The sequence below is a fragment of the Kitasatospora sp. NBC_00240 genome (assembly GCF_026342405.1).
Classification (GTDB): domain Bacteria; phylum Actinomycetota; class Actinomycetes; order Streptomycetales; family Streptomycetaceae; genus Kitasatospora.
The window spans coordinates 844,482-861,172 of record NZ_JAPEMU010000001.1; the positions used below are offsets into that span (position 1 = coordinate 844,482).

15 protein-coding genes and 1 pseudogene are annotated in these 16,691 nt (G+C 70.7%); 7 read left to right on the top strand and 9 right to left on the bottom strand.

The genetic code is table 11. From position 1 onward, the window contains the following. Positions 1-100 precede the first annotated feature (100 nt). The gene (locus tag OG689_RS03560) at positions 101-877 is read left to right on the top strand and encodes a hypothetical protein (RefSeq protein WP_266317546.1); all 777 of its coding nucleotides are present in this window, start codon (positions 101-103) and stop codon (positions 875-877) included. Here the strand turns inward: OG689_RS03560 and OG689_RS03565 are convergent. After that, positions 835-1,131: a hypothetical protein gene (locus OG689_RS03565; RefSeq protein WP_266317548.1), complete on the bottom strand. Its 297-nt coding sequence runs from the start codon at positions 1,129-1,131 to the stop codon at positions 835-837. The two genes, OG689_RS03560 and OG689_RS03565, sit on opposite strands and share 43 nt — an antisense overlap. A 415-nt stretch (positions 1,132-1,546) precedes the next feature. Between OG689_RS03565 and OG689_RS03570 the strand changes: the two genes are divergently transcribed. From OG689_RS03570 to OG689_RS03585, 4 genes are all read left to right on the top strand, one after another. Continuing rightward, a complete protein-coding gene (locus tag OG689_RS03570) occupies positions 1,547-1,975 on the top strand; it encodes an ATP-binding protein (protein WP_266317550.1) in 429 nt (142 codons plus the stop codon). 423 nt (positions 1,976-2,398) lie between these two features. Then, on the top strand, positions 2,399-3,442 hold the full coding sequence (locus OG689_RS03575) for a substrate-binding domain-containing protein (protein WP_266317552.1): 1,044 nt from the start codon (positions 2,399-2,401) through the stop codon (positions 3,440-3,442). Positions 3,443-3,736: 294 nt separating this feature from the next. Then, positions 3,737-4,519 (top strand): transposase domain-containing protein, encoded by a 783-nt coding sequence (locus OG689_RS03580; RefSeq protein WP_266317554.1) that lies wholly within the window; start codon positions 3,737-3,739, stop codon positions 4,517-4,519. A gap of 146 nt (positions 4,520-4,665) precedes the next feature. Further along, positions 4,666-5,700 (top strand): substrate-binding domain-containing protein, encoded by a 1,035-nt coding sequence (locus OG689_RS03585; RefSeq protein ID WP_266317561.1) that lies wholly within the window; start codon positions 4,666-4,668, stop codon positions 5,698-5,700. A 656-nt stretch (positions 5,701-6,356) separates the two neighbouring features. On the opposite strand, the gene zapE is transcribed toward OG689_RS03585, so the two are convergent. The 3 genes from zapE to OG689_RS03600 all read right to left on the bottom strand — a co-directional run bounded on the left by zapE (position 6,357) and on the right by OG689_RS03600 (position 8,757). Continuing rightward, positions 6,357-7,217 (bottom strand): cell division protein ZapE, encoded by an 861-nt coding sequence (gene zapE / locus OG689_RS03590; protein WP_266317613.1) that lies wholly within the window; start codon positions 7,215-7,217, stop codon positions 6,357-6,359. 66 nt (positions 7,218-7,283) lie between these two features. Next, positions 7,284-7,433, bottom strand: a complete 150-nt coding sequence (locus OG689_RS03595) for a hypothetical protein (RefSeq protein WP_266317615.1) — start codon at positions 7,431-7,433, stop codon at positions 7,284-7,286. Positions 7,434-7,572: 139 nt separating this feature from the next. Next, entirely contained in the window at positions 7,573-8,757 is a 1,185-nt protein-coding gene (locus OG689_RS03600) for an alpha/beta hydrolase (RefSeq protein ID WP_266317617.1), read from the bottom strand. A gap of 91 nt (positions 8,758-8,848) precedes the next feature. Here OG689_RS03600 and OG689_RS03605 point away from each other — a divergent pair, with 91 nt between their 5' ends. Both OG689_RS03605 and OG689_RS03610 read left to right on the top strand, forming a co-directional pair. Next, positions 8,849-9,445, top strand: a complete 597-nt coding sequence (locus tag OG689_RS03605) for a TetR family transcriptional regulator (RefSeq protein ID WP_266317618.1) — start codon at positions 8,849-8,851, stop codon at positions 9,443-9,445. Positions 9,446-9,521: 76 nt separating this feature from the next. Further along, a pseudogene (locus tag OG689_RS03610) lies at positions 9,522-9,961 on the top strand (transposase); the annotation flags it as partial. Positions 9,962-10,144: 183 nt separating this feature from the next. Here the strand turns inward: OG689_RS03610 and OG689_RS03615 are convergent. From OG689_RS03615 to OG689_RS03635, 5 genes are all read right to left on the bottom strand, one after another. Continuing rightward, on the bottom strand, positions 10,145-10,975 hold the full coding sequence (locus OG689_RS03615; protein ID WP_266317620.1) for a tyrosinase family protein: 831 nt from the start codon (positions 10,973-10,975) through the stop codon (positions 10,145-10,147). Between the two features lie 80 nt (positions 10,976-11,055). Beyond that, positions 11,056-11,445, bottom strand: coding sequence for a tyrosinase cofactor (locus OG689_RS03620; RefSeq protein WP_266317621.1), 390 nt, complete (start codon positions 11,443-11,445; stop codon positions 11,056-11,058). A 1,123-nt stretch (positions 11,446-12,568) separates the two neighbouring features. Next, entirely contained in the window at positions 12,569-13,798 is a 1,230-nt protein-coding gene (locus OG689_RS03625) for an IS110 family transposase (RefSeq protein WP_266326842.1), read from the bottom strand. Positions 13,799-14,038: 240 nt separating this feature from the next. Next, entirely contained in the window at positions 14,039-15,076 is a 1,038-nt protein-coding gene (locus OG689_RS03630) for an ABC transporter permease (protein ID WP_266317622.1), read from the bottom strand. Then, positions 15,073-16,647, bottom strand: a complete 1,575-nt coding sequence (locus OG689_RS03635; RefSeq protein ID WP_266317623.1) for a sugar ABC transporter ATP-binding protein — start codon at positions 16,645-16,647, stop codon at positions 15,073-15,075. Before OG689_RS03635 ends, OG689_RS03630 begins: the two co-directional genes overlap by 4 nt. Positions 16,648-16,691: the final 44 nt, after the last annotated feature.

The following is a 16,691-nucleotide window of genomic DNA, read 5'->3' on the forward strand; positions in this document are numbered from 1 at the left end:
CAGCCGCAATGAGACGGCCCGCCACCTTCCCCGGAAGGTGGCGGGCCGCCTGCGCAGCGGGCCGACCGCCCGTGCGCACGACAAAAGGAGCCCGCCTTCGGTGGGCGCGGTCGCCCAGGGCGTGAACGTCCACCGGGTCCCGGCCGGCCGCTACGCCCAAGCCCTCATGATCGGCAACGCCAAACACGACGACCAGGCCGCCACCGGCTCCTTCACCACCGCTGGCACCCCACTCGTCGACACCGCGGCGCACCTGTCGATCAGCGTCGTCCGGTCCGATGCCGCCGGCGCCGACGGCCACATCCAGTTCGGCGCCGAGGGCACCACCTCGCCGGCGGGCAGGCCCGCCGCCGCCGCGCAGCCCGACGCGCCCACGGCAGCTGCCCCGCCCTCCCCCGACAGTCCCGACGGTCCCGACGACGACACCGTGATCGGATCCACCAGCACCCCCGGCAGCACTCCGGCCACCGCGCCGACGGACCGCGGATCTCTCGCCGTCACCGGAGCGACCGGGCTCTGGGCAGGCGGCATGGACGCCCTGCTCACCGTCGGAGGCGGCGCCGCCGTGCTCCTCCTGCGCAGGCCGTCGCACCCGGCCCGCACACCGCAGGCCGTAGTGCCGCACCAAGGCTCACCGGACGAGGCTCCAGCTCCTGGGCGTGGGCTCGTCCGGTGCAGTGGCCGCTGCTCCCGAGTGCCTGCGACGGCTGCGACCGCGAGAGCCGTGCAGCGCGTGGAGCCGGTGGGTAGTGTTGCGGTGGACCGATCCGGTCGGTGGCAAACCGGCCCGGTCGGTCGAAACGGCCCGTCGGACGAGGAGAATTCGACGGGCCGTCACGTGACGTCGATGCCGGCGCCGGCGAACACCGTGTCGTAGACCTTCTGAAGGTACGCCGAGTCCCGGGTGTACGCGTAGGGCTCGAACAGCGAGTTGCACAGCCGGGCGATGCCGGCCGGGTACCGTTCCCAGACCAGGCCGCCGAAGGTGTTCGCCGAGATGGTGTGGTCCGGTCGGCGACCTTGCCCGCCGATGGCGCCTGCTTCGACTACCGCCCAGCCTCCTCCGACATCCCGGACCGCACCCGCCGACTGGCCGTCATCTGTCGCGGCCAGGATTCGACATTGCCCCACGCGGCCATGAATCTTCCGTCGCGGCCCCCGCACTGTCGCCGGCGTCGTAGCCGGAGTCCGCTGGGCTGCACAGGCGCAGGACGGCTGCGGCTGGATGACCACCGAGGTCCCCCGCCGCTGCGGGAGCGTTTGGAGGCACAGGTCGGCGCCCGGGCTGGGCTTCCCGCCGGCCCCTCGTCACGGCCGGTGCCACGGGCAACGGACCACCGCCGAGCCATCGTGGTTACACCGCCAGGCGGGTTGCCCGGGGTGGGGTCGCCCAGGGAGGCCGTCGGAGCTGGCGGCCTTCCCGACTGGCGCTACTTTCCCCGCGAACCGGCATACAGGTACGCAACAGGTAGTTCCACGGCTGTGCGCGCGACCCGGACCGGCGACGGTGGAGACATCACCCGATTTGCCCGACATGGGAGTCCCGATGGCCACCGTATCCACCCCGCACCCGCCCTCCGTGGCAAGCGCCTCCCAGCCGGGCCTGACCCTCACCACCCACAACAACGCCGGCATCAGCGCAGTGCGCCGGCACCTCAGCGACGCACTGCAAGCACGCAACTGCGCAGAGCACCTGATCGACGCGGCCACGCTGGTGGCCACGGAACTGATCAGCAACGCATTGCAGCACACCGCTGCCGCCGGCACCCCTACCGGCGCCCGCCTGGACGTCCACTGGGACGGCCGGCGTCTCCTCCTGGCAGTGACCGACCCCGATCCGCGACCCCCGGCCCCCTGCACCTCCGACGCGGGCGCGGAACACGGACGCGGCCTGGCACTCCTGGACGCACTCGCCACCGACTGGGGCACCCGCCCGGTCGCCACCGGCAAAACGGTCTGGTGCCATCTCGCCTGAAGCCGCGTCCGCGCCGAACCACCCCGCCGCCGTCCCGGAGTTCAAGAGCTCGGCCCAGCACAGAACTGTAACCAATTGACATTAATCATGGAAATATCTTGACGATTTCCATGATCCTCCTGCAAGCTCCTAGCCGAAGGACAGGCGCCTCGGGCGGCCCGCCCTCTCCGCCCGACGAAGCGTCCGCGCTCGCGGGAGCGGCCAAGCGCCGGGGAATCGAACCCTCTCTCCCCGGAGGCCACGCAGATCCGGATCCCCCTGTGAGCCCGTCAGCCGGACCGACGCGGACCTCACAGGCGTCCGCACCCCCGTGCGGGCCGCTGCCGCCCAGCCACGCTCCGCACCGGTCGAGGCCGCCCAAACTCCTTCTCGTTTCCTCGAACGAACGACCTCCCGCTCACTTACTCGAAGGCGTCACACCATATGATCACCACCCGCACCCGAGTCGCCGCCGCTGTCATCGGCGCGACCGTCGTGCTCACCCTGACGGCGTGTTCGACCGGTCAGACCTCCGGCGGAGCCGGCGATGCCTCGGTCGCCCCGGTCAGCGGGAAGATCTCCCTGACCTACCTGCAGAAGCAGGGCGACCAGCAGTACTTCATCGACGAGGCCAACGGCGCCAAGGCCAAGGCCGCCGAGCTGGGCGTCGACCTCAAGGTCGTCAACCTCGGCAACGACGCCAACAAGACCGTCAGCGAGGTCCAGTCCGCGATCGCGCAGAAGAGCAACGGCCTGATCATCGTCGTGCCGGACCCGGCCGTCGGCCCGCAGGTCGTACAGACCGCCAAGGACGCCAAGGTCGCACTGCTCACCTCCGACGACCAGATCTGCACCACCGGTCCCGACCCGGCCGGATGCGACAAGGCCAACCTCGTCCCGCGGATCGGCTTCTCCGGCCAGCAGATGGGCGCCGAAGTCGGCAAGCGCGCCGCCGCGGAGTACCAGAAGGCCGGCTGGAGCGTCGCCGACACCCGGGTCATCTCCGCCTGGAAGCAGGACGTCACCGTCTGCGGCGACCGTGTGCAGGCCGCCAAGGACGCCTTCAACACAGCCATCCCCGGTGTCCAGAACATCGACGTGGCCACCGACAACACCCCCACCGGCGCCCAGGACAAGATCGCCGCGACCATCACCGCCAACCACGGCGTCAAGCACTGGGTCCTCTGGGGCTGCAACGACGAGAACGTCCAGGGCGGCGTCACCGCCCTGCAGAACGCGGGCGTCAGCCCGAACGACATCGCCGGCGTGGGCCTCGGAGCCTACCTCGCCTGCAAGGACTGGGGCACCGACAAGCCCTCCGGCATGAAGGCCTCCCTGTTCATCAGCGGCAAGGAGGTCGGCGCACTCGCCGTACAGACGATCTTCGACCAGCTCAAGAACGGCAAGCCCCTCCCCCAGGAGGCGTTCGCCTCCACCACCATGGTGGATCCCTCGAACTGGCAGTCCGCCGGCGTGTCCTGCAACTGACCGATCAGCAGCCGGCGCGGCGCCAACGCCCTGACCGCCGCGCCGGCCTCCACAGCAACCTCCCCCGTCCACCGCCCGTGAGAAGACGATGACCGCCCTCGACCGTACGCTCGCCCCGCCGTCCGGCCTCGTCGCCGAGAGCGTCGCCAAGCACTCCGGTGCCGTCAAGGCACTCCAGGGTGCCACGCTCGGCTTTCCAGCCGGCCAGGTCACCGCCCTCATGAGAGAGAGCGTGCAGGCAAGTCCCCGCTGTTGCGGATCCTCACGGGCGACCACCGTCCGACCGAAGGACGAGTGCTGCTCGACGGGTCACCGCTCGCCCACATGCCGCCGACCTACGCGCGGCGGTCCGGCATCCGCGTCATCCCTCAGGGACACGCGATCATCCCGCACGTCTCGCCGGCGGAGAACGTCCACGTCGCCGCGCTGCCCCGTGCGGCGGCATGTCGCTTCGACCGCACCGAACTCAACCGCCGGATCACCACCGACCTGAGGTGCCTCGGCTTCAGCATCCTCAACGGCGCCGTCATCATCCACGGTCGGGTCAGGCCCACCATTGCCACCCTCGCCGCCTTCTGGCAGAACGTCACCCAAGGCACTCTCCTCGTCGCCGGCGTCGTCATCCGACAACGCCGCACCCGCGAACGCCCCGTCGGCCCCCCAAGCCCATGCCGGTTACTTTGGTCTGCTTGTCGCGTCGCTGTGGTGTGGCGAGGGTGGAGCGTTGAGTCGCCTGCGGGTGAGCGGTTGTCGGACCGGATCGCGATCGGGGTGCTGACCCGGGCCTTCCCGCCGGGTCTGGTCGATGAGGTGATCGCCGAGGCCGGGCGGGCCGAGCAGCGTAGTCGGCTGCTGCCGGCGCGGGGCGTCGTGCACTTCGTGCTCGCGACGTGCCTGTTCTTCGACCAGGAGTACGAGGAGGTCGCGCGGCTGCTGGGTGAGGGGGTCGGGGACAGGCGGCGGGCGTGGCAGGTGCCGACAACCGCCGCGATCGGCCGGGCCCTCCGCCGGCTGCGCCCGGACCCGTTGCGGCTGCTCTTCCAACGGGGTGTGCCGCGTGTGAGATGCCCGACCTGAAGTCACCGCCTTGCGCCCCAGCCCACTCCACCCCCGCCCTCGTCCGGCGGCCGAGGGCCACCTGCGGCGCGGCCGCCGTGCGAGGACGAACCCCCCGCCGAGCCGCGACCTGCGCACCACGTCGGCACTCCCACCAGAAGGACGTCATGACCTCACCCGCCCTCGGGCACTCCCTACGCACTGCCGGCCTGATCACCCTCGCCCTGGCCGTCACCGGCTGCGCTCTGGTCTCTTCCCCGCATGATGCCGCCGGTCCCACCGGCAGGCTCTCTCTGACCTACCTCCAGAAGCAGGCAGATCAGCCGTATTTCATGGACGAGGCCGCCGGAGCGAGAGCGAAGGCCGCCGAACTCGGCGTCGACCTCGACGTGATCAACCTGGGCAACCGCGGCGACACCACTCGCAGTGAGCTGCAAAAAGCAATCGAGCGGAAGACCAACGGGTTGATCGCCGTGCTTCCCGATCCGGCGGAGGGGCCGGACTTCGCCCGGACCGCCAAGGAAGCCGGGATCCCCCTGCTCACCTCGGACGACCAGATCTGCACCAACTATCCCGATCCCGGCGCCTGCTTCCCCAACGACCTCGTGCCGCGTGTCGGGTTCAGCGGCACCGGCATGGGCAAGGAGGTCGGCACAAGGGCCGCAGCGGAGTTCGCCCGCACCGGCTGGAACTCCGCCGACACCCGCATCCTGTCGGTGTACGGCCACGACATTCCGGTCTGCGGGGAGCGCGTCCACGGGGCGCTGGACGCCTTCCATGGGAAGGTCCCCGGCAGCACCAAGGACCTGGAAATCTGGACCGACAACACCGCCGCCAACGCCCGCCTGAAGGTCGCCCTGGCCGTCACCGCCAACGCCGGCGTCAAACACTGGGTCGTCTGGGGCTGCAACGACGAGAACGTCCAGGGCGCCGCGCAAGCCCTGAGAGACGCCGGCTTCGGCCCCGACAACGTCATCGGCATCGGCATCGGCGCCGGCCTTGCCTGCCGGGAATGGCTGACCGGCAAGCCCAGCGCGATGCGAGCCGCGCTCTACATCAAGGGCAAGGACGTCGGAGCTCTCGCCGTGGAGAAGCTGGTCACCCACATACGCCGCAAGCAAGCCCTCCCGGCAGAGACCCTGGCGCCCACCACCATGGTCGATCCCACCAACTGGCAGGCCTCAGGCCTCAGCTGCACCTGAGTCGCGGCTTCGACGAACGACACCGACGGGTGTCGGGGCGCTTCCGCAACCGGCTCCGCCCCGACACCCCGACCAGCGCGGAGCGTGTAGCGGTAGGCGGCGTAGTCGGCGCACCACTTCTGCTGGTCGGTCGGGCCGGTCCGCCAGGCGAGGGTGGTGAACAGGTCGAAGGCGGCCGGGTTGCCGCCTGTGCCCTGGGGCAGGTGGGCGATGCCCCCGAGGGCCCTGCCCGGCTTGGTGCGCCACTGCATGAAGCAGGCGGTACGGACGGCGGTGCCGGCGCCGATCGTGGTGTGGCCTCCAGGTCGCGGCGGGGGACGCGGTGGGCGCCGCGCGGGACGAATCCGGCACGGGCCCGCCGGGGTGCCGATCGGTGCGGTCGCTCAGGCCTGCGTGGCGCCCCGGGCTCGGGCGATCAGGGCCTACCGGACCTCCATCGGCCTCTTCGACGCCGAACAGCTCGCCCACCTCGGTGAGTACATCACCGGGCGCCACTGAACTGGCCCGGGCTCATCGGGAACTTCGTCAAGAACCCGGGCGCCAGGGGGGCTCGTCGGCCGCGGCGGCAGTCAGAGCCCGGCGAACCCCTGTCCGTGCTGATGACGTGGCGCGCGATCGCCGGGGCCCGGTGGTCGAACGGGCTGCCCGGTGCGCGCTCAGCGGGCAGCGCCCGGGGCCGGCTGTCGCAGGAGGGCGAGGCGGCTGGCGGTGCGATCGAGGTCGCGCATGAGGGTGGAGTCGGCGGGGAGGCCGGCGAGCGGGTCGGCGCCGATCAGGGTCAGGGGCACGTCGCGGTCGCAGCAGACGTCGACCAGGTTGGCGAAGCGTCGACGGGCGTCGGGGGAGGCCTCGGTGAGCGGTGGGACGCCGTCGAGGAGGATGGCCGGGAAGCGGTCGACGAGTGCGAGGTAGTCCGCGACGGCGGTGAGACCTTCGCAGAGCTCCTCGAAACCGAACCAGACCAGGTCGGTGCGGGCCGCCCGGGCCGACAGCTCACGATGGTGGGCGGGTACCCGGCCCGCTTCCTCGGGCTGCAGCGGAGTGAGGCCGGCCGCGTCCACGTCGCCGGGGCTCAGACGGGCGCCGAGGGCGAACCCGTGAGCACCGTCCGGCCGGGGCTGCCGCCGGAGGTCGACCGGCCCCGAGACGTCGAGCACGTCCATCCGCTCCTCGATCAGCCTGATCGTCGGCTCGAAGAGGTGGTGGTAGAGCGGGTCGGGCATCGGCCCGGCGGGCGGGTAGTTGGAGGTGGTGACGAGCGTGATCCGCCGGTCCAGCAGGGAGCGGAAGAGCCGGGCGACCAGCATCGCGTCACCGGCGTCATGGGCGTGGAACTCATCGAAGACCAGAATCCGGCAGTCGCCGAGCAGCTCGTCCACGGCCCGGTCCACCGCCGAGCCGTCCGCATTCCGGCCCTCGGCGTGGTGGGCGACGCCCTCGTGCAGTCGGCGGAAGAAGCTGTGGAAGTGCAGCCGCCGCTTGCGCGGCGTCGGCAGACCTTCGAGAAAGGTGTTCACCAGCCAGCTCTTGCCACGGCCGACCGGGCCCCAGAGGTAGAGATGGCGCGGCGGGCGGCGCAACCGTCAGGCCGGGTGGGCCAGCTCGCCGGCCAGCCGGCTGAGCAGCTCGACCGGCCGTTCCTGAGTGGGGACGAGCGCGAATCCGCGCTCCCGGGCGGTCTGGTGGAAGTGGCCGCGCATCGCCTCGTACTGCCTCTGCGCCCTGTCCGTCACGGGTCTCGACCCTGGCAGGGCGTCAGAAGCACTAATATCGCGGAGAGTTGTCCGGATCCTGGTGCCTCTGCGGGTCACCCGCGGCGGCCCAGGCCTCGGAGGGCACTCCCGGCCGCCCGCGACCAGCGGGCTGACCCCCTCACCTCGCGGTCGGATGCGGGGGTTCGGACACCCGCCGGGACGAGAGCACCCAGCCGGCGAAGGCCTCGACGCCGTCCACCACCGCCTCGAAGCGCAGCGAGTGAAAGAGATCGAAGGCGTGCTGGGCGCCCGGGAGTTCGGCGTAGACCACGGTGGCGACGGAGCCGCCACGCAGGTCGGCGGCGAAGTACCGGGCGATGTCGACGGGCACGACGGTGTCCCGGTCGCCGTGCACCAGGAGAAAGGGCGGCGCGTCCGCGGTGATGTGTGCCGAGGGTGAGGACTCGGGTCCTTGGCCGTAGTAGGGGCCGTAGTAGCCGTTCAGTCCGATCACGGCGGTGACCGAGGTGTCGGCGGCCTCGAAGCCGGGTTGGAGGGCCGGGTCGCCGGGCGTGAGGGCGGCCAGCGCCGCGAGGTGCCCGCCGGCCGAGCTGCCTGCCATGAGCAGTGCCGCGGGATCGGCTCCGTACGCGTCACCGTGCTCGCGGACCCACGCGATCACCCGCTTGGCGTCGATCAGGTGCTCGGGATGCCGGACCTCCGGCAGGAGGCGGTAGTTGGCGCTGACGCAGACCCAGCCCCGGCTCGCCAGGCGGTGCAGCAGCGGCAGGGACTGGCTGTTCTTGCGGCCGCCGCGATAGCTGCCGCCGTGCAGATGGATCAGGACGGGGGCGCCGGCAGGCCGCGAGCGGTGGTGGTAGACGTCGAGCCGTTGCCGCCGGCCGCCGGCGCCGTACTGCAGGTTCGCCACCCGCACCACGTCGTACGGGCGGCCGGCGAAAGGCCGGAGCAGGATGCGGGCGAGCGGCCGGCGGTGGCGCAATCCGGCAGCCCTGTCCTGGGCGATGGCCTCCCGCCAGCCCGTACCCAGGCCCTCGGCCAGGGCACGGTCGACCGCTGCCCGACCGCGCAACCCGCGCCGGACGACGACCGCGAGCCATGCTGCGGTGACCGCCGCCAGGGCGACGACCGCCCGGCCGGCGAGCGTGTCGATGTCTCCCTGGGCGATGGCCACGGCTGTCCAGAGCAGGAGCCAGGCCAGGGCGACGAACGGCAGCTCGCCGATGACCAGACCGAGGCGGAAGCTCAGGTCGGCGAGCAGCCGCGGCCGGCGCACCGGCGCGAGCGCGAACAACGTGCCCGTGGCGATGAACACCACGGTCCACAGGTAACCGACAGGCACGAGACCATCCTCCGAATCGCAGCTCGGCCACGGCGTCACCCCATCCGTGGTACCCCATCCGTGGTACCACGGATGGGGTAGAATTGCCAAGGTGAACAGGAACCGGCGCGACAGCTTGCGCGATGCGGCCATCGAGGTGCTGGCAGAGGCGGGTGGGCGCGGCCTCACCCACCGGGCCGTCGACGCAACCGCCGAGGTCCCCGCGGGCACCACCAAGAACTACTTCCCCACCCGGGACGCCCTGCTCGCAGCCGTCGCCGATCGGTGCGTCGAGCTGTACCGCGACGTGCCTCGGCCGGCACCCGCCGACCGCGCGGGTCTGGCCGCCATGCTGCGCGCACTTCTGGAGAACGTCGCCGGCCCGGGCCGCGCCCGCATGCTCGCCTACCTTGAGCTGCGCGCGGAAGCCACCCGCCGCCCCCACCTGGCAGCTCTCCTCGACACTGTGGCCATCGCCGACTTCACCGCCTTCGAGGACGCCCAGAGCGCCGCGGGCCTGCCGGTGACCCCACCGCGCGCCGCCGCCGTCACGCTCGCCCTGCACGCCGCCGTCCCCCACCTTCTGACCGGCGGCCAGGGGGTCCTCGCAGCCGCCGGCCTGGACGACCTCGACCGTTTCGCGCACGGGCTGCTGGACACCGTCTACGGCCCGGCCCATGACTCCGCCGCGCAGAGCCGCCGTCACTGAGGCTCAAGGGTGGGCCGGCCCGCTCCCGACGCGGCCGGGGGAGCTCACTGCAGGGCGGCCCACGCGGGTGTGAGCCTCCCCGGTGACAGGGGTCGACGACTTCGCTCCGCGCCGTCGGCGCCGCTACACGACCATCATCAACGCCGAAACCCGCCGACGGGTCGAAGTGCTCCCGGGCCGTGAGGCCTCCACCCTTACGGCCTGGCTGCGTGCTCATCCCGGGGTCGGGATTCCGCCGGGACGGCTCTGCCACCTGTGCCGAGGAGATTCGGCAGGCTCTGCCCGATGCGGTGCAGGTCGACGACCGATGGCACCTGTGGCGGAATCTGCGTGACAAGTCCCGGCCGAATTGCGTGCCCACGTGCCCTGCTGTGCCGCCGTCGACCGCACCGCCCCGGCGGCGTCCACGAGCAGACCACCCGCGAACGCCGGATCAAGGTCCACGGCCTCCTCGGTCAGGGCGTCGGCCTGCTGGAATGCTCCCGCCGCCTGGACCTGACCCTGAACACCGTCAAGCACCTGGGGACGAGTGCCGCCGGCGGCTACCTCCGACGCCGCAAGTGCCCTCGCCCGCAACGCCGTTGCAGGCGAGGTGGCGCGTCTGCTGCAGCTCCTGGCGGAGGTCTGACGGATGGCTGCCGGGCCCGACCGCCGGGCCGGCCGCGCCGGCGGGAACTGCGCCGACGCGGCCGGGAACGGTCAGAACCGGGTGTCGTAGCGGTAGTACCGCAGGTGGTTGAACATATCTGCCGGGGTGGTGTCGTTCCACGGCTTCATCACGTCGCCGAACGCGACCACGTTGGGGGTCGCAGTGGCCGGCAGGTAGCCGTGGTCGGCGTGTCGGAGCGACCACTCGGCCCATATCTTGTCGATGAAGCAGTGGTGCAGCCAGAAGGCCGGGTCGTTGGGCGACATGCCGGTACCCATCGACCCTCCCACCCAGACGTGCACCCGGTTGTGCAGGTTGACCCCGTGCCAACCCTCGATCTGGTTGCGGAAGCCGCTGGTCGAGCTGCTGTTCCAGGGCGCGGCGTCGTACGGCTGGACCGCGAGTACGGACTCCACCTCGGCCCGGGTCGGCAGCTCGCCGACGTCCTTGCCGAGCGATCGCTGCAGGAAGTTGCGGCTGTCGGGGCTGACCGTGAGCGGCCAGTTCCCGCCGCTGTAGGCGAACGGGCCGGTGGTGACCTGGCCGTCGCTGGCCCGGCCGTCGCCGCCGAGGAGATCGGAGCCCCAGAGGCTGGCGTCGACGGTCCGGTCGACGGTCCAGTCCCAATACGGCAGAGTCACGTTGGGGTTGATCAACTGCAGGTCCCGTTCGAACCGCAGCAGGAAGCTGCGGTGCCAGGGCAGGAAGGACGGCGCGCGGTGGGCGGTCCGCTCGCCGTTGTCGTTGTCGTTCATGATGAAGGTGTTGTGGGTGGTGACATACGGGTCGAAGCGGCCGCGGCGCTTGAGTTCGAGGAGGGCGGCGACGAAGGCGCTCTTCTCCTGGGGAGTGAGGGAGGCCTGGTTCTTGCGGACTGCCATGCGCGGGTGCTCCTGGTCGATGCTGAGGGCGGGCAGGGTGCGGGAGGGGGCTCAGGTGAGCGGCTACGGAAGCCGCGGGCTCAGCTGGGCGGGAGCAGCGTCGCGCCCTGGAGTTTGGTGGCGGCGGCGCGGGCGAGGGCGCGCGGTGTGCGGTGCGTCCGGTAGTGGTCGATGACGCTGACCCAGGTGCCATCGGCATTCTGCATCGCGTGCAACTCCTGACCGTCGATCAGGACTGCGTGACTGCTGTGGTGTTGGTGTCCATTGGCGGGCCGGCTCTGGATCCGGCGGCCGAGATAGGTCTCGTCGAAGTCGGTCTCAGGATCGCTGCCTGCGGTGACGGCCGCGCCGGCCGGTGCGGCGGCTGGGCCGGTAAGGCCGATCGCGGTGAAGGCGGCGGCGGCGGTCAAGGCGATACCCGCACTCTGCAGCATCCGGCGTCGGGTAAGTTCGGTGCTGTTTTCGGGCATGAGAGTTCCCCTGGGGTGGGCGACGGTCTTGGTGGCGGGCGCCGGCCATGGAGGCAAGGGCGAAGGCGCAAATTTCTGACGATGGATCAGTTGACTACTGACCGACACCGGTTGGGCGCTCGTGATCACGGCGGCGCGGCACTCATGCTCGCAAGCCGTCCATCGCTCCGCAATGGCGAACCGGCGATGGCACGTCGATGAGCCAGAATCCGGATGCCTCTTGGGAGTCACGGCATCCTGATCCAGTTGCAATTGTCCGGCCTGGGCCCCCCAGTCGCGAGCGATCCTCAGTCGACGCGGCCTCCGGGGGCGGAATTCTTGCCGTGACCACAGGCGATTGTGTCAGTCCTCACATCTCCCGAGTGGCTTGAAGTCGACCCCCCGTAAATGCCCCGGGGGTTGGCGACTTGACTGAATGCCCTCATGTTCTCTTCAAACAGCACCCCACGTGCGCATGTTCAACAAGTCATATGTACATTGTTGTTGACTAATGGTCAGTTATGAGCAGAATATGACAGTGCGGCTCTTGGCTTGGCCGGCGCTCGATCCTCTCGTCACCCCCCGGACCGGCTCATGGGGAAATCAGGCTGCCCTTTACCACCCTCAGGCACAGCGGGGCAACCTCACATACCGATCAGGCCGATCTGAACAGCCGTTGTGGCCTGCTCCTCCCCCTGCCGGCTACGGCGCGGCCCCGGGGTGCGCACCGTGGCCGTCCCCGGGCCGCCCCACAGTCCTCGGCGACGCGGGGTGTGGTGTCTGCGGACAACACTGTCCACACCCCTGCCTGGACGGTGACGAGCCCACTCGCCGCCGCTGGGTCCTGGCCCGCCGCAGCATCAGCCGCCGCCACGAGCTCGCCCACCACCTCGACGGGCGTTCAGTATTCCTGCATGATTGACACGAGATCACTGACGCGTCCGATGACACCGCCGGTGGCGTCCTGTCAGGTGGACGCCACCGGCGGCGTTGGCGAGGCGGCCGACCCTCAGCGGCCGCTCGCCGTTCCGCTGGACGGTGCCCTGTCCGCCCTGACCCCATGACAGGGCGGACAGGTACCAGCGGAGACTGTGGTGTGGTGCCGTGTTCCGCTCGCTGTCAGACACCCCATGCCGTCCCGGTGTCAAGCTGCGGCTGGGAGGGCTGCGTGGTGTGACCAGGCAGTGGCCTCGTCGTAGAGGGTGCGGGCCTTGAGGCATCCGTGGAGGAAACCGACGAGGCGGTTGCCGAGCTGGCGCAGGGCGGAGTTGGAGTCCAGGTCCCGTGCTCGCTGCACGTCGTAGTAGCGGCGGGCGCCGGGCGAGATCTGCAGCGAACAGAACGCCTGACGGTGCAGGGCGTCCGCGAGCCGGTTGTTACGGACGAAGCGGGCCTGAACGCTGTGCGTCCTGCCGGAGGCCCGGGTGACGGGGCTGGTGCCGGCGAAGTTCTTGCGCTCCTTCGCGGACGTGTAGCGGGTGGGGTCGTCGCCGAACTCGGCCAGCACCCGGGCGCCGGTGATCTCGCCGATGCCGGGCATCGACAGGTAGATCTCAGCGTCCGGGTGCGCGAGAAAATGCGCCCTCACCTGCTCTTCCAGTGCCTGTACCTGCTCATTCAGTGCGATCAGTACCCTCGCGTGGGCTGTCACTGCCGCGCCGTAGGCGGTGGTGACCGGCGCGGGCAGGCCAACCCGGGGCTCGCGGAGTGCGGCCTGGATCGCGCCGGCCCACTGCTCCCGGTTGCGGCGGCGGTGTCCGGCCAGGACGGCGGTGATCTGCGGCGTCGTCAATCTGGCCGCTTCTTCGGGCGTGGGGGCCTTGATCAATAGTTCCAACGCCTCGGAACTGACCAGCTCCAGGCACGCGTAGACGGTCAGCGCGCCGGGGAAGTACTCCCGCAGCGAGCTCCGCAGCCGCTGGAAGGTGCGGGTGCGCTCCCAGATCAGGGTCTGGTGGGCGCGGGCGACCACGCGGACGGCCTGGGCCAGGTCGCTGTCCCCGGCGACCCGCCGCAGCTGGTCGCGGTTGATGCGGACCATGTCCGCCAGCGCGTGCGCGCCACCCTCGTCGCTCCTGGCCCCCGGAGTGGCGTACCGCTCCTTGAACCGGTCAGTCTGCTTGGGGTTGACCGCGTAGACCCGGTAGCCGGCCGCGATCAGGGCCTGGACCCATGGGCCGCGGTCGGTCTCGATCCCCACTACGACGTGCCCGGGCTCCAGCTCGTCGTAGCCGTGCCGGGCGATCAAGGCGTGCAGCTTCGCGATGCCTTCAACACCTTCGGGCAGTCGCGCAGTTGCGAGCCTGCGGCCTGTCCCGTCCTGCACCTCGACATCATGATGATCTTCGGCCCGGTCGTCGCCGATGAACACCACCAGCATCCCAGCCTTTCGCTCTCGTACGGACCTTGTGCAGCCGGCGGAAGGCACGGCTCGCGCCCTAATGGATCCAGTGCTCACACCCAACTGCCCGGGGCACACCATCCCATGAGCAGTCAGGCCTCCCCGCCGTCCAACAGGGCACGGTCTGACAGCAGAGCTCGGACGGGCTCCGGCGGACGAAGTGCTCTCCTACTGGCGGCTACGGACCGCTCCCTCACCTTCCGACCAGCCCCATCACGCGGGGAGGCCGATGCGGCGTTCGCCGTTGCGGCGCTGCTGGATGACGACGGCGACGACGAGGAGGGCGCCCTGGGCGACGTTCTGCCAGAAGGCGTTGATGCCTTGGACGGTGAGGCCGTTCTCGAGGCAGCCGAGGAGGGCGACGGCGAGGAGGGTGCCGCCGATGCCGCCCTTGCCGCCCTTGAGGCCGGCGCCGCCCAGGGCTGCTGCGGTGATGGCCTTGAGTTCGAGGCCTTCGCTGCCGGAGGTGGGCTGGCCGGAGCCGGTGCGGGCGGTGAGGAGGATGCCGGCTACGGCGGCGACGACGCCGATGAGGGCGTAGACGGCGACGAGGTACTTGTTGATGTTGATGCCGGCGAGGCGGGCTGCGGTGTCGTTGCCGCCGATGGCGTAGACGTTGCGTCCGATGTCGGTGTACTTGAGGAGCAGGTGCACGGCGAGGGCGACGACGATGAGGATCCAGACCATGACGGGGAGGCCGGCGATCTTGCCGCGGCCGAGGAAGACGAAGACGTCGTTGTTGAGGACGTAGCCCTGGGCGCGGCCGTCGGAGATGAGCTGGGCGAGGCCCTTGTAGGCGGCGAGGCCGGCGAGGGTGGCGATGGTGGGGTTGACCCGGCCGTAGACGATGATCACGCCGTTGAGGATGCCGACGAGCAGGCCCACCCCGACGGCGGCGGCGATGCCGGCGAGGGCGTTGGAGCCGGCGGAGGTGAAGGCCATGGCGGAGACGACGGAGGCGACGCCGGCCTGGGAGCCCACCGAGATGTCGAGGCCGCCGCAGATGATGACGGCGGTCTGGACGACGGCGAGCAGGCCGGTGATGGTGGCGGCCTCGGCGATGACCTGCATGTTGGAGACGCTGAGGTAGTTGTCGTTGAGGATCCCGAACAGGCCCAGGACCAGCACCAGGGCACCGATCAGGCTCAGGTTCTGGCCACCGACGGAGGTGAGGACCGCGCCGACGCCCGCGCCCCTGCGCGGCTCCGGGGTGCTGGTCGTGTCCGGCGGGGTCTTGGTCATGGTGCTCATGCGGAGGCTCCAGTGATGCGGGCAGGTGCGATGTCGTCGGCCATGGCAAGGTTGAGGATGGCTTCCTCGGTGGCCTGTTCGCGGTCGAGTTCGCCGGTGATGCGGCCGTTCTGCATGACGACGATGCGGTCGGCGAGGCCGAGGACCTCGGGGAGTTCGGAGGAGATGACCAGGATGGCGACGCCCTCCTTCGCCAGGTCGGCGATGATCTGGTAGATCTCCGCCTTGGCGCCGACGTCGATGCCACGGGTGGGCTCGTCGAGGATGAGGACCTTCGGCTTGCGGGCGAGCCAGCGCGCGAGGACGACCTTCTGCTGGTTGCCGCCGGAGAGCTTGCGGACCTCGTGCTCGATGGACGGGGTACGCACCCGCAGCCGGTTCGCGTACTGCTGGGCGAGCTCGCGCTCGGCCGCCCGCCGGACGAAGCGGAAGCGGCGAAGGCGTTCGAGGACGACGGTGGTGATGTTGTCGCGGATCGAGCGGTGCAGGAACAGGGCCTGGGCCTTCCTTTCCTCGGGGGCGAGTCCGAGGCCGGCGCGGATGACGGCGCCGGGCCTGCCGGAGGCCAGGTGGACACCGTCGAGGATGACGGTGCCGGCACGGATGGGCCGGTCGCCGGCCAGGGCCAGGGCGAGTTCGGAGCGACCCGCCCCGATCAGACCGGCCAGGCCGACCACCTCGCCGGCGTGGATCTGCAGGTCGATGTCGCGCACGTCGTCGGTACTGACGCCCCGGACGTCCAGCACCAGACGCTCGGTGGCGACGTGGGCGCGGGAGAACATCGTGGAGAGGTCGCGGCCGACCATGAGGCGGACGAGTTCGCCCTCGGTGGTGGCGGCGGCGTTCTGGATTCCGGCGAGTGTGCCGTCGCGCAGGACCGCGATGCGGTCGGCGAGCTGGAAGATCTCCTGCATGCGGTGGGAGACGTAGACGACGGCCACGCCCTGGTCGCGCAGCCGGCGGATGAGGGCGAAGAGCGCGTCGACCTCGTGCTCGGACAGGGAGGAGGTCGGTTCGTCGAAGGCGATGACCTTGGCCTCGCCGGTCAGCGCGCGCAGGATCTCGACAAGCTGGCGCTGGGCGGGGGTGAGCTGGGAGCCGAGCAGGTCCGGGTCGAGGACCTTGTCGAAGCCGAACCGGTTCAGGTCGGCGGTGATGCGGCGGCGCAGCTCGGCGCGGTCCAGCAGGCGGCCGGCCGCGCGGGGCAGGGAGCCGGCGTAGACGTTCTCGGCGACCGAGACGTGCGGAATGATCTCGGGTTCCTGCGGGATGATCCGGATGCCGGCGCGGCGGGCATCGGTCGGGGTGGCGAGCCGGACGGGCTCGCCGTCGAGGACGACGCTGCCCTCGGTGGGCTGGTGGTCGCCGGTGAGGATCTTGAGGAGGGTGGACTTGCCTGCGCCGTTCTCTCCCATGAGGGCGGTGACCTGGCCGGCCGGGAAGTCCAGGGTGACGGCGTCGAGAGCCCGCACTGCACCGAACCGCTTGGAGACGTCTCGCACACCCGTGCTGCCGGAGGGCTCGGCGGTCGGCGGCCCGGGATTCGGGTTCGTGTCGAGGGCTCTGCTCAAGGTGGTCACCTTCAAGTCGTGCGGGGACGGTAGGACGCTGGCCA